The 12,529-nt window shown below is 58.1% G+C and carries 12 protein-coding genes; 8 read left to right on the top strand and 4 right to left on the bottom strand.

Going from position 1 to position 12,529, the window contains the following annotated elements:
• Positions 1-536 precede the first annotated feature (536 nt).
• A complete protein-coding gene (map, locus tag VJR68_RS11010; protein WP_324147728.1) occupies positions 537-1,313 on the bottom strand; it encodes a type I methionyl aminopeptidase in 777 nt (258 codons plus the stop codon).
• Positions 1,310-1,522: a ParD-like family protein gene (locus VJR68_RS11005; protein WP_324147727.1), complete on the bottom strand. Its 213-nt coding sequence runs from the start codon at positions 1,520-1,522 to the stop codon at positions 1,310-1,312. The genes map and VJR68_RS11005 overlap by 4 nt, the downstream gene beginning before the upstream one ends.
• Positions 1,523-1,712: 190 nt before the next feature.
• Between VJR68_RS11005 and VJR68_RS11000 the strand changes: the two genes are divergently transcribed.
• The 8 genes from VJR68_RS11000 to VJR68_RS10965 all read left to right on the top strand — a co-directional run bounded on the left by VJR68_RS11000 (position 1,713) and on the right by VJR68_RS10965 (position 10,969).
• On the top strand, positions 1,713-3,581 hold the full coding sequence (locus VJR68_RS11000) for a glycoside hydrolase family 2 protein (RefSeq protein ID WP_324147726.1): 1,869 nt from the start codon (positions 1,713-1,715) through the stop codon (positions 3,579-3,581).
• Between the two features lie 196 nt (positions 3,582-3,777).
• A complete protein-coding gene (locus VJR68_RS10995; protein WP_324147725.1) occupies positions 3,778-4,764 on the top strand; it encodes a fatty acid desaturase family protein in 987 nt (328 codons plus the stop codon).
• A gap of 362 nt (positions 4,765-5,126) precedes the next feature.
• A complete protein-coding gene (locus tag VJR68_RS10990) occupies positions 5,127-5,600 on the top strand; it encodes a hypothetical protein (protein WP_324147724.1) in 474 nt (157 codons plus the stop codon).
• 140 nt (positions 5,601-5,740) lie between these two features.
• The gene (locus VJR68_RS10985; RefSeq protein WP_324147723.1) at positions 5,741-6,799 is read left to right on the top strand and encodes an alpha/beta hydrolase; all 1,059 of its coding nucleotides are present in this window, start codon (positions 5,741-5,743) and stop codon (positions 6,797-6,799) included.
• Positions 6,800-6,945: 146 nt separating this feature from the next.
• Positions 6,946-7,299, top strand: coding sequence for a hypothetical protein (locus VJR68_RS10980; protein WP_324147722.1), 354 nt, complete (start codon positions 6,946-6,948; stop codon positions 7,297-7,299).
• A 207-nt stretch (positions 7,300-7,506) separates the two neighbouring features.
• Positions 7,507-9,051 (top strand): serine hydrolase domain-containing protein, encoded by a 1,545-nt coding sequence (locus tag VJR68_RS10975; protein WP_324147721.1) that lies wholly within the window; start codon positions 7,507-7,509, stop codon positions 9,049-9,051.
• A gap of 125 nt (positions 9,052-9,176) precedes the next feature.
• Entirely contained in the window at positions 9,177-9,503 is a 327-nt protein-coding gene (locus VJR68_RS10970; RefSeq protein ID WP_324147720.1) for a nucleotide pyrophosphohydrolase, read from the top strand.
• Between the two features lie 206 nt (positions 9,504-9,709).
• Positions 9,710-10,969 (top strand): hypothetical protein, encoded by a 1,260-nt coding sequence (locus VJR68_RS10965; RefSeq protein ID WP_324147719.1) that lies wholly within the window; start codon positions 9,710-9,712, stop codon positions 10,967-10,969.
• Between the two features lie 293 nt (positions 10,970-11,262).
• On the opposite strand, the gene VJR68_RS10960 is transcribed toward VJR68_RS10965, so the two are convergent.
• Positions 11,263-12,099 carry a plasmid replication/partition related protein gene (locus tag VJR68_RS10960; protein WP_324147718.1) on the bottom strand — a complete coding sequence of 279 codons (837 nt, stop codon included), beginning with the start codon at positions 12,097-12,099 and terminating at the stop codon, positions 11,263-11,265.
• A 135-nt stretch (positions 12,100-12,234) separates the two neighbouring features.
• Positions 12,235-12,529 (bottom strand): LysR substrate-binding domain-containing protein (locus VJR68_RS10955; RefSeq protein WP_324147717.1); only part of this gene is annotated, 295 nt, incomplete at its 5' end.

Here is a 12,529-nt window from a genome sequence, read left to right as displayed (position 1 = left end):
TTGGTGGAATCCGTCGCCGACCTGAGGAAACGTGCATCTAGCATTCGGGGAATGACACGCCAGACGCGAGCGAAGCCGTAGAGCAATAGATGGAGTTTATAGCTGTTGATTCGATGGGGTGTTTCTCAACAGCCTGCTAGGCGGGCTCGGCCACATGGCCGTCGATGGATATGCAGTCGCTGCAGCAGGCTTGATGGGTTTTGATCAGCTCTCTCCGCTGCGATAGTTGGGATGGGTTGGAGTAATGCTCCGAACTCAAGAGTTTTGTCAGTCGCCGTAGAACCCAATCCGTCATTCCAGCTTTCGCTCACTGCTGTCCGGAGAAATTTGAGCTCAACTCGCCAAAATGCCTGATGTGTCATCGTCCCGGCGAAGGCCGGGACCCAGAACCGTAGGTTGGGGTGCGAACCCCAACATCGCCATGCCGATCATCACGCTATGTTGGGGTTCGCACCCCAACCTACGCCGAGATGGTCATGCCGGGCATTCAGAAACGGATGTGTTGATTTATAGAAATGCCCTTAAGTTCGGGGCATTCACTTCAACTCACACAGCGGCCGCTCTCCCGGCCGTAACGTCAACACCCGCACACCTCGACGCGTCACCGCAACCGTGTGCTCGAACTGCGCCGACAACTTGCCATCGCGGGTATACACCGGCCATTGGTCAGGCTCGGCGCGAATCGCAGCCTTCCCTTGATTGAGCATCGGCTCGATGGTGAAAACCATGCCCTCTTCAAGCTCAAGCCCGGTACCTGGCCGCCCGTAATGCAGAATTTGCGGGTCTTCGTGCATTTCGCGGCCGATGCCGTGTCCGCAGTATTCCTTGACGACACTGTAGCCATGCGCACGCGCGTAATGCGCGATGGCATGGCCAATGTCGCCCAGGCGCGCACCTGGGCGAACCGCTGCAATACCCTTCCACATGGCGTGATAAGTAGCAGCCACCAATCGCCGCGCCGGATACGCGACTTCACCCACTAAATAAGTGGTACTGGAATCGGCGATATAGCCGTCCTTCTCCAGCGTGATATCCAAGTTGACAATCTGGCCGCTACGAAGCACCTCGTGTTCCGAAGGCACGCCATGACAGACCACGTCGTCAACCGAGGCATTCAATACATACGGAAAATCGTATTGGCCTTTGCTTGCAGGTCGGGCTTTAACCTCATCGACGATCATGCGTTCAACAAAGTCGTTGATCGCCATCGTGCTCTTGCCTTCCAGCGTCAGCTGCCCCAGTGCATGAAACACCTCAGCCAATAGGGAGCCGGCCTGCGCCATCAAGGCAAGCTCGGCGGCGCTTTTGATCACGCGCGCCCCGATCGCAAAGGCTGTGGCTTCACGCCGGCTGCACGCAATTCCTTGGCGACGATTTCCTGGAAGCTGAGTTCCGGGTTCATCTCGCACAGCATGCCGACCTTGATCCAGAAGTTGGCTTGCGCATTGATGGATCGGCTGGTCACCGTGCAGGCGCGCCGCAGCTGATCGTGCAAGTCGTCATCGATGTTGATAATGCCCATGGGGGAGGCCCGATATGAAGCGTATGCGAAACATATATGATTCATATATTCGGGACAAGTCCATGCTTCGAGAAAAGGGCCTTTTTCCAAGCATGACGATTGGACTAGGACATTTGTCCGACAATTGGCCATTCTACGCGGTGGCGGTGCATGGCGCCGCTTCTAACAAAGTCAAATAAGGGAAGGGCGGATGACAAACAGCATTAAAGTACGGCGCGTGGGTGCCTGCATGAGCATGGCCGTGGCTATGAGTTTTGCATCGATGGCCATGGCAGCGCCGGATCAAACCACAACTTGGAACGGCAAAGTAGCGCCCTTGGCCACGCCGTGGACGGCCGAGGTATCACCCAGCAACGCGTTGCCCGAGTATCCGCGTCCGCAATTGGCGCGGCCATCGCTGGAGCATCCGCAATGGCTGAGCCTCAACGGCCTGTGGCAATACGCGCCAAGCGACGGGCAGGGTGCGCCGCCGTTCGGGCAGACGCTGAAAGACCAGGTGCTGGTGCCGTATCCGATCGAGTCCGTGCTCTCGGGTGTGCAAAAGCATGCGGATTTCATGTTCTACCGCCGATTGGTGAACGTTCCGGCTGACTTCACTGCGCATGGCCAGCACGTGCGGCTGAACTTCGGCGCGGTGGATTGCGATGCCACCGTTTACGTCAACGGCAAACAGGTCGCGCAGCATTCGGGCGGCTATACGTCTTTCAGTGCAGACATCACCTCCGCGCTTCGCCCGCAGGGGCCGCAAGAGATCATCGTTGCCGTGCATGCGCCGGTGGATGGCGCCAACGTGATGGTTGGCAAGCAGCGGCTGAAGCCCGAAGGCATTTTCTACACCGCCGCTTCCGGCATCTGGCAGACGGTATGGCTGGAACCGGTGCCTGCCACCAGCCTGGCGCAATTGACCTTCACGCCCGCGCGCAGCCTGGACGCCTTCGATGTCGCGTCGAAACTGCAAGGCGACAGCTTGAACGCCACGTTGCATGTAACCGCTTATGCGGATGGCAAAGCCGTAGGCGAGGCGAGCGGACCAGCTGGCCAATCGCTGCATCTGGCGATTGCCCATCCGCATGTGTGGAGCCCGCAAGATCCCTTTCTATACACCTTCAAGGCCACGCTTACGCAAGGCAATCAACGCGACGACGTAACCAGCTATGCCGGCCTGCGCACCATCGCCATCGAGAAAGTCGGCGGCCGCAATCGCATCGTGCTTAACGGTAAACCCACCTTCCTGCTCGCCACCCTGGACCAGGGTTACTGGCCCGACGGCATCTACACCGCGCCCACTGATGCGGCGCTCAAGTTCGATATCCAGAAAACCAAAGACCTCGGCTTCAACACCATCCGCAAGCACATCAAAGTGGAGCCGGCGCGCTGGTATTACTGGGCCGACCACATTGGCATGATGGTGTGGCAAGACATGCCCGCCATGCCGACCGATCGCAACGACAAACTCAGCGACGCCGACAAGGCCAACTTCCGTGCCGACGTCACCGCCATCGTCGAACAACTCAAGGGCGAAACCTCCATCATCGGCTGGATTCCCTTCAACGAAGGCTGGGGCCAATGGAGCATTCCCGCCGCCGCCGAACTCGCCGCCCAAATCAAACAACTCGACCCCTCGCGCCTGGTCGATGCGCGCAGCGGTGCCAACTGCTGCGACACCAAAGGCGACCCACACGCCGGCGACGTCTACGACGTGCACGACTACCAAGGCCCCGGCCTACCCAGCCCCGATGCACAACGCGCCGCCATCGACGGCGAACACGGTGGCCTGACCCTGGGCATTCCTGGTCACGTCTGGCCCAACACCCCCATCAACCCGTATGGCGCCGTGAAAGACCGCGATGCGCTCAATACCGGCTACGTCGCCAATACCTCAGTGCTGCGTGACAAAGGCATACCGAAGGGCATGTCAGGCAGCGTCTATACGCAGATCACCGATGTGGAGGGTGAGCACAATGGTTTGTTTACCTACGACCGCAAAGTGGAAAAGGTGGATGAGCCCAAGGTGCGGGCGATTAATGAGGCGGTGATACGGGCGGGTGGGAAACCCTGAGCTTAAGGCACCTTGGGCGCCAAACGTCCAAGGTGCTCACCCAGCAACATGCTCGGAACAAGTAGGCTGGGATGAAATCCCAGCATCGCCATGCCAAGAATGCCGGGATTTCATCCCAGCCTACGAGAGCCCCTCTTTAAGCTTTCAAAAGGCGCTGCTAGGTTATGCGGCGATATTCCGTAGTTATGGGGGAACGATGTACCTGCGGGCAGGGGTAGAGATTGATGGCGCCCAAGCAGCGCCAGAGCGGCGAACACCTCGGCGTGCTCCCATCGACTATCGCGCCAACGCGGTGCTGCTTGGACTGGTCACGATGGCCGTGCTGGTGCAACTCATTGCATGGCCATTCCTGTTGCGGCAGTGGGGCGCTTCCGTGCTATGGATCGCGCTGCCGCTGGTGGTATTGACCCCGACGCATTGGGGCCTGATCCATGAATCCATTCACGGGCAGCTATTGCCCCAACGGCGGCTCAACGAATGGCTTGGCCGGATATTGGCCATCGCTTTCGTGTTGCCGTACGACGCGGTGCGCTTCGGTCACCTGATGCATCATCGCTTTACGCGCGAACCGCATGATCGACCGGACGTGCATGATGGCGTGACACATCCGCTGCTTGCGCGCATCGGCTATTACACGCATTTGCTGGGTGGCATGTATATGACGGAACTTGTGCTGCCGTTGCTCACCTTTTTGCCGGCGAGGTGGGTGTGCCGACTCGTCGCCCGCGCACTTCGCAGCGACGAGCCGGTGGCCCAGGATGTCCAGCGCCTGTTTGTCGGCTTCGCGGGGAATCAAGATCGCCGCGTGCGCATGCGGCGTGACTGGCTGCTATCGATGGCACTCCATGCCGGCGCGTTTTATCTCTACGGCGCATGGTGGCCTGCGCTGGCCATCACGATGTTTCTGCGTGGTGTGTGGCTCTCCGTGGCGGATAACCTGCCGCATTACGATGTCACGCTTGACGAGCCGGAGCGCGCTCGCAACTTTCGCGTGCCGGGAATCTGGAGACCGGTATTGATGAATCATCATCTTCACCGGCTGCATCATCGGTATCCGACGTTGCCGTGGACGGCGCTTCCGGCTCTGATGGGCGAGGGTGGTGCGCCTTCTGCCGCAAATGCGGATGTTGGTTATTTCCGGGCGGCGTTCCGGCAGTTTCGTGGGTTTGGGAAGGTGCGGTAAAACGCAAACGATGGCTTATGGCTGCTGCACCTATTGTCAAGCGTTAGGAGGCGTTATACATGGCCAAATCGGACAAGATCATCTCAGCCATTCTTCTGATGCACGGGCTACTCGGATGGATATCTTGAACAGCCGGGCGTATGTCGACCCGTTCTTTGACCATTGGCGGAAGACAATCTAAGGCTCATCTTTTGGGGGCGGCAATAACCGCGATTACTTGGGTCATTGATCGCGTCCGGATGAGGCGATACGCCATGCGTAATGGCCAGGCCCGATAATGTGGTAAACCAAAGTGTCCGCTTTCGACCCGAAGCCGACGCTACGGTTTCCGGCACGCGAATCACCTAAACCAGGCGCCAGATATGGATTTGCTCAAGACGTTTTCACTTAAACCGCACCCGGGTCCGCGAGAGTCTTGGGGGCGAAAAAGCGAATTGCTACTAAGCGGAAAATCGACAGGTAAGTCCATTCCAGGGCTCGTGCTTGAAGCGCAATATCGCTGTGCTTCAGGCTATCTGTTTGTCACGTCGTGGGATTGTGGAGATGATTCCCTCGATGTCATTTTCGCGGATAAAGATCTTCGAGTTCTTGACCGAAAAAGTATCGGCGCAATGTACGACTCGACGTGGCTGGAAAGTCACGAGGTCGTATCTGGGAACCAGGTGCTGCTTCACTGCGACAATGATTTTCTGATCCGCGTCACTGTCGATGGCGGTTTGTTCCTGCATCAAAAGTATGGCGAGCTTCTGGATTTCATTCCCTATCCAAGTGACGAGTCAGCGATTGAAAGGAGAAAAAGAAAGCCCTGGTGGCGCCTCTGGCAAAGCGGCCGCTAAGTGCCCTGAGGATGTCGAGGAAAGGCAATAGACTGAGAAAAAGGTCCGCTTTCGACCCGTATCGGACATTGCGGAGCTAAACGTTTTTCTGATCGTACGCATCACAATGCCTATTGCTGTCGGGCGACAAGGACTTCCATATGTGGCGTTTTCGTTTCGTACTTGCCACGCTATTGATTCTTGGTGCGTTAATAGCCACCACCGCATACGCAGATTCATCCGAATTGCTTCCGGCAACGGCATACACGCATCCGCAGGAGCTTGTCGGCGTGGCGCCCGGCCGGCGGCTCAATCTCTATTGTCTCGGAAAGGGTACTCCGACTGTGCTTTTCGATGCGGGGATGGGGGACGGCACGCTGGGCTGGCGTACGGTGCAAGGGGAGATTGCTAAAACGACGCGCGCTTGCGCCTATGACCGCGCGAACTACTTTTTCAGCGACACCGTCGATCGGCACGCGACAGCGCAAGCGGCAGTCGACGATATGTTGGCGCTCATCAATCAGGCAAAGCTGGGCGATCGCGTGATCCTGGTTGGACATTCTCGCGGCGGATTAAATGTTCGGCTTTTCACCTACGAACATACTGATCGCGTTGCAGGTCTGGTCTTGGTGGACCCTACAGTCACAGAGAAGCTCTCTCCAGAGACCACTGCGAACTACGTTCACAAGTACGAAAACTATCTCGCGCGAGGGCAGCAATTGGAAAACTGCCGACGTGCAGCGCAGCAGCACATTTTGCAACCAGATGGCCAAGATCCCTTGAAGTGTTTGGACACCTTCGATACCCAGCAAGATTCAAATGAGCGGCTGCTCGCGCACACCATCCGAAGCATGGAGACGCAACCCATCTACCAGGCGACCCTTTTCTCGGAACGACAGAACTTGTTCTATCCCATCGACAGCGACGGGGATTCGACCGACGGGCGGAGTATCGCGCTGGCGGAGCACTCGCTCGGCCATCTGCCTCTTGTCGTGATTTCGGCTGATTGGTTCAAATCGATCACATTCAAGGGCACTCCGACGCCCGAGCAACGAACATTTTTGTCGTGGAATAGCGAGCAAATGCGCCATGTCGCCGAGGAATCGACGCGAGGTCGGTTCATCCAAGTGCCGAGCCGACACTACGTACAGAAAGAACGGCCCGACGTGGTAATTGCCGCCATCGAGCATGTCATCAACTTGTGCCGTGGACCTGCCTAACCTAGGCTGAGAAACGGGGGCGTTCGGCAAATCGAACAGGCCTAATGTCCGTTTCCGACCCAAAGCGGACTTGCAGGGGAGTCTGGGATCCGACCGAAAGTGCGCGTACTCCGGACGCAAAGAAAGACCCACTTGAGGATTGCAAAATGCAGTCGAGCCTTATTGCCATATTGCCGTGCAATGATCTTGATCGCACCGAGGCCTTCTTCGTAAGGCTTGGCTTCAGGAGCGAGCAAGATAGTTCCGGAGACTACCGAATGCTAGCTGATGGCTTCGGTGCTCAAATCCATCTCAATCAGGCTGTGGAAGGGTGGCTCGTGCCGGGGAGCAATCCATTTGGGCTGTATCTCTACCGCCAGGATGTCGATGAGCTTGCTGCTGCATTTTGCGGTGAAATCGACAGCGACCCGAGCGACAAACCGTGGGGCATGTACGAGTTCGCCTTGAATGCTCCTGATGACATGCTGGTCAGAATCGGGTGGCCGACGCGCCTCCGCTAGCTGAGACGGGGCGCATCCTTGCGCGCAACACCCAGGGTCACGATTTCTGCGTCAGCAAATTTGGCCTTGTGGATGGTCTTGCGATCCACGACCCAAAGACGCAGCATTTCGGCGTGTTCTTTTGTGATGATCTGCCTGCCTCCTGCGGAGGGTGGCAACCTGTCGGCGTGCTGCGCCGGCGTGCATGGATGACTGGAGAATTGGCACATGTCGATCAAGTTTGTGCGGCGTCAGACACCTCGCGTCTTCGCGAAGCTGACGCTTCTTGCGTTCGTTGCTTTTTCGATTCCGCTCGTATCGACTGCTGAGTCAGCTACCGATAATTCTTCTTGGGAAAACAACCTTCGCCCCGCGGTCGTGGAGGCCGGCCAGCCCGTTCCGCACTGGTCACTGCGCGACCGGATGGCGTACTACCACATCCCCGGCGTTGCCGTCGCAGTGCTGCGTCATGGCAAGGTTTGGCAGGTGAAGGGTTATGGGCTCCGGGAAGCTGGCACGCATGACAAAATCGATGGCGATACGCTGTTTTCGGCTGGCTCCATCAGCAAGGTAGCGACGGCCGTGATGATCCTGCGCATGGTGCAGGCAGGCAAACTGGACCTTGATCGCAACATCGATACCTACCTGACGAGCTGGCATGTTCCGGCGACCAAGGACACACTCCATCCCGACGTGACCCTGCGCATGCTGATGTCGCATACCTCCGGGTTCAATGTGGGTGGTTTTCCTGATTTCATGCCTCAGGAGCAGGTGCCGAGTTTGCTACAGACGTTGGATGGTTTGCCGCCTGCGAAACACCATGCTGTTCGACTTATCTACCCACCAGGTTCGCGCTACGCCTATTCCGGTGGCGGCATCGAGGTGGAGCAGCAGTTACTGGAAGACGTGACCCACACCGATTTTGCTACGGCGGCCCGCACTTGGTTGCTCGACCCGCTGCATATGCAGCGCAGCACGTTTGAGAGTCCCCTGTCGGCCTCTCGCGGCAATATCGCCAAGGCCCACGATGAGCAAGGCAAACTTATCGCGTTGCCGCGTGGCTGGCAGTCGTTTCCCGAGCAGGCCGCTTCGGGACTTTGGACGAGCGCGAACGAGCTCGGTGCCATGGTTGCCATGCTAATCGAGAGCTATCAGGGGCATAACGGATTCCTGTCGCGTGCCCTTGCCACGCAAATGATGAGCCCTGTCTCGCCCAGCCCTCAGGGCCTTGGACCAGAGCTACTGGGATCGGGTAACGGACGGGTCTTCTTCCACAGCGGCTCCAACGACAACTACCGCGCCTGGATGGAGGGTTACCTGGAGACAGGCGACGGCTTCGTGATCCTTACCAACAGCCCCAACGGCGCCCGTCTGCGCCTGGAAATCCGGCATGCGTTGTCCGACATGATTGGTCAAGGCGTGGACCCGGTACTGCATGCTGTCGCACTCGATCCTGCGGATGTCTCCTATGCGGACTACCAGGGCACGTATCGCCTGGATGACAGCGTGCCTATGGACGTTCGCGGTCGCCTCGCCGATGACTTTGATGCCAACTCGTTTCAGATCGCGATGTCCCACGGCAAGGCATCGATGCGAGTGCCGGGCGACGACAACGTGCACCAGCTGGAGGCCCTGTCGCCGACGCGCTTCGTCGATCCGGATTCTGAGTCCATGCCCCTCATGCAGCTTGAGTTTCATCGTGACGCACACGGAAAGGTCCAGGCCGTCAGCGTGGAAAGTGGCGATTATCGTGCCTACTACCGGCGGCAGTAAGTATCACGTAATGAAAACCAGCCAGACGTTGCTAACGCATCTGGCAGATACTCCGCGCTACCCGAATTTTGGTGCTACGAGGATCTGATTCGACCACCCGAAGCAGGCACCCAGGTACAACCAACATGAAATTCCGTGATCTTGAAAAGTCAGCGCTACATTTAAACGAGCTCTACGAACAGCTTGAGATCAAGAGATGGGGGCGCAGCTGGAGCACAACGGAACTTGCGCTCGGTTTTGTGGGGGACGTAGGCGATCTTGCAAAATTAATCCAGGCAAACGCGGGTATCCGAGACATTGATGACTGCAAGGCCAAACTTGGCCATGAGTTGTCGGACTGTTTATGGTCGATTATTGTTCTTGCGCACAAGTGCGGCATCGATTTAGAGGCTGAGTTTGTCAAAAACACCGGAGAGCTGGCCGAATATGTATCTGGCGAGCTTGCCTCATGAAAAGACCTTGTACCGCAACGAACTCTGCGCCGCTTTGCGTCACAAAACTCGGTCGTGAAAACAGGTGTTCATCCAAGTGGGCCTCTTGCGAGTGAGAATTCCCGGGCCTGTACTGGCAGTCATGCTCACGACGCCACCTGGTTTTTTGAAACTGAATTACTGCCCGCCACCAAAGGCATAAGGAACCCATGTCGAAGCGATGGCTCATGCTCGCCAGTATTGGCTTGGCGCTCGGTATCACGAGCATCGGGCAAGCCGCCGCCAGCGGCACGCCGCGCCAGCAACTGGCCAACGAAACCTGCAACGCCTTGAAGCGCGCTGCAGCGGCATTTCCCGGCGATGGTCCGATGATTTTGCCCAGCTATCCCAATATGCAAGGCGACGACGCCGCCACGCGCGCCTTGCAGAATGTGGGGTTTGTCTACGACAACGCATTGGCCGGTATTGCGCTCAGTGCTTGCGGTGCGCCAAGGCAGGCGCGCCGCATTGCCGATGCGTTTTTATTGGCGCCGGCCAGCGATGCTACGTATAAGGACGGGCGCCTGCGCAACGCGTATCGAAGCGGTGCGGTGCAAGACAACAAGGTGGTGTTGCCTGGCTATTGGCAGAAGCAGGGCAACTATTGGAGTCAGGACCCCTACCAGACGGGTACCTCTTCGGGAAACTCGGCGTGGGCCGCATTGCTGCTGTTGACCGTCTATGACAACACGCACGATACGCACTATCTCGATGGCGCGGTGGCACAGTTGAAGTGGATCGCTGCGCACACTGCCAACGCCACGTCACCCGCAGGCTATGAAGGCGGGGTGTTTGGCTATGACAACAAGCAGATCGTCCAGCACTGGAAGTCGACGGAACACAATATCGACATTTACGCTGCTGCCACGTGGGCCAATCGATTGCGTGCTGACGCGGCGATAGCGCGGCAGGCGCAGATTGCAGGTGCTTTCGTCAGCGCTATGTGGGATGGCAAACAGCAGCGTTTCTTCGTTGGTACCGGCGTGGATGGCAAGACCATCGAGCGCACCAAGTCGGGACTGGATCAGGAAATCTGGCCACTGCTGGCATTCCAGCCGCACCCGGCGGCTTGGGCGTCGGTGTGGAATTTTGTCGACGCCAATCATCGCAGTGGCGACGGTTATGGCTTCAAGCGTCAGCCGGATGGCATGTGGACGGAAGGCACCAGCCAGGTTGCGGCCGCGTTGCAGGCCAGCGGCAAGCCGGTGCCGGATAGTCTTTGGCGGGCGATCGGTGCGCAGCGCAGCGATGGTGGCATGTTGTATGCGACGCCGCAGGCACGCATTGTTACGTCGTTTGCGATTGGTCCGCTGTCTACTTACGATGATTTTTTCTATTACCACGATCCGCATTTGGGTGCGACAGCGTGGGCGGCGCTGGCAGCCAAGGGGTGGAATGCGTTTGTTGGGCGGACGATTGCGCAGCCGGTTTTGGTGGGAAAACAGTAGGGATTTGCTCTGCGGCGAGTCGCCTCAAGTTGTGTAGTGCCTAATGATTTTGCTCGTCATTCCGGCGAAGGCGGAATCCAGTCTAGTCATGCGTCCGAAGGACACAGCATTTTTTATGTTGAGTGCTGCGCACAACGTATTTGAACTGGATTCCGGCCTTCGCCGGAATGACGGCTCGCCCTGAAACGGCCTGAGCGGCGTAGGTTGGGGCGAGCGGAACGCAAACCCCAGCGTCTCCGGATGCTTGTTAGCCATGTTGGGGTTCGGCTATGCCTCATCCCAACTACGGGAGATCACGCCGAGATTGCCCGCAAATCCGCGAGCTCCTTGCGCAATGCTGCGTTTTCTTGCTGAAGCTCGGCCACCTGCTTGCGCAACCGAGTCAGTTCATCTGTATCACCATCAACACCTGTCTCCGACAGGGGCGTGTTCGGCTCCGTGTCGGTCACCTCCCGCGGCTTGCGCTTGGCATCGCGCACGCGCTTGGCCACTTCCTTCAACTCCTTGCTGCCTGCCAAGGCGGCCTCTCGCTGTTCCTGTTCCGGAAGGCTCGACACTGCTGCGGCGGCATTGATGGAGATCGTGCCCGAGCGCACGGCGGCAATAACCTCGGGTGCTGCCTGTTTCTGGATCTTTTCGATCAGCGCCACTTGATTGCCACTGAGCTTGGCTTCGCGCGCGAGTGCTTCTCGGCTGGGTGGCCGCTCAGCGAGGGGCGGGGTAGGGGCGGCCGATTCGTCGGGGGAGGCCGTCTCGTCCTCGTGCTCTGTTGTCGGGGCAGGGATTGTCGCAGCCTGGATGGCGGACCGCTGTGCCAGGATCTGGCGCTTGCGCAGCGCCAGCACGCCGCGCTGAAAATCCGACACGCTGCGCCGGCCCAGATGTTGGTCGATCATCCATAGATGCACGTCTTCGATCGATTGGAAGCGCGGATTTTGCACGGTCTGAAAGGGCAGGCTGTGTTTCTGGCAAATGCCATGGCGATTGTGGCCGTCGACCAGCACGTTGCCCCACAGCACCAAGGCGTCGCGACAACCTTCTGCAAGTAGACTGCGCTCCAATGACTCGTATTCCTCTGGCGTCAACGGATCGATATAGGCTTTGAGTTCTTCGTTGACGACGATATCCACGTTCGCTTCAGCCCGTATCAGAAGAAGGGGCGCGCATTGTAGTGCGCCCGGCAAGAATAGGAATACCGCGCCGGCGCGGACGTGATGTCGAAACGTATTTGGTCGGATCTTTCGCCGCCGCTTAAGGCGACGCTTCTAGCGAATTTTTTGCAGATGGGCTGCGAACGCATCCACGAACACTCGGCTTCTGCGAGGGATGTAGCGATTGGATGGATAGATGGCGTGGACGGCCTGTGGTTCGTAGTGCCAGTCGGAGAGAACGCGCTCAAGCGTGCCGTTTTCCACCATGGGCGGCAGGAGTGCCTTATGCACCAATCCAACCCCCACGCCCGCCATGATCGCTTCACTTAGCATGTGCGAATTGTCGGAGCGCAGCACGGGATTGACCGTCACCGTCTGCTTGGCGCCATCCGTATGGATAAGCGTGAAT

Source organism: Dyella sp., assembly GCF_035277725.1.
Taxonomy (GTDB): Bacteria; Pseudomonadota; Gammaproteobacteria; order Xanthomonadales; family Rhodanobacteraceae; genus Dyella_B.
This window is presented reverse-complemented; position numbering and strand designations above follow the sequence as displayed.

What these genes read in the sequence shown, in the direction of transcription:
- VJR68_RS10990 (WP_324147724.1), top strand. Translation starts at nt 5,127, where the DNA reads ATGGATTTGCTCAAGACGTTTTCACTTAAACCGCACCCGGGTCCGCGA.
- VJR68_RS10965 (WP_324147719.1), top strand. Translation starts at nt 9,710, where the DNA reads ATGCTCGCCAGTATTGGCTTGGCGCTCGGTATCACGAGCATCGGGCAA.
- VJR68_RS11005 (WP_324147727.1), bottom strand. Translation starts at nt 1,522, where the DNA reads ATGGGCATTATCAACATCGATGACGACTTGCACGATCAGCTGCGGCGC.
- VJR68_RS10985 (WP_324147723.1), top strand. Translation starts at nt 5,741, where the DNA reads ATGTGGCGTTTTCGTTTCGTACTTGCCACGCTATTGATTCTTGGTGCG.
- VJR68_RS10980 (WP_324147722.1), top strand. Translation starts at nt 6,946, where the DNA reads ATGCAGTCGAGCCTTATTGCCATATTGCCGTGCAATGATCTTGATCGC.
- VJR68_RS11000 (WP_324147726.1), top strand. Translation starts at nt 1,713, where the DNA reads ATGACAAACAGCATTAAAGTACGGCGCGTGGGTGCCTGCATGAGCATG.
- VJR68_RS10975 (WP_324147721.1), top strand. Translation starts at nt 7,507, where the DNA reads ATGTCGATCAAGTTTGTGCGGCGTCAGACACCTCGCGTCTTCGCGAAG.
- VJR68_RS10995 (WP_324147725.1), top strand. Translation starts at nt 3,778, where the DNA reads ATGTACCTGCGGGCAGGGGTAGAGATTGATGGCGCCCAAGCAGCGCCA.
- VJR68_RS10970 (WP_324147720.1), top strand. Translation starts at nt 9,177, where the DNA reads ATGAAATTCCGTGATCTTGAAAAGTCAGCGCTACATTTAAACGAGCTC.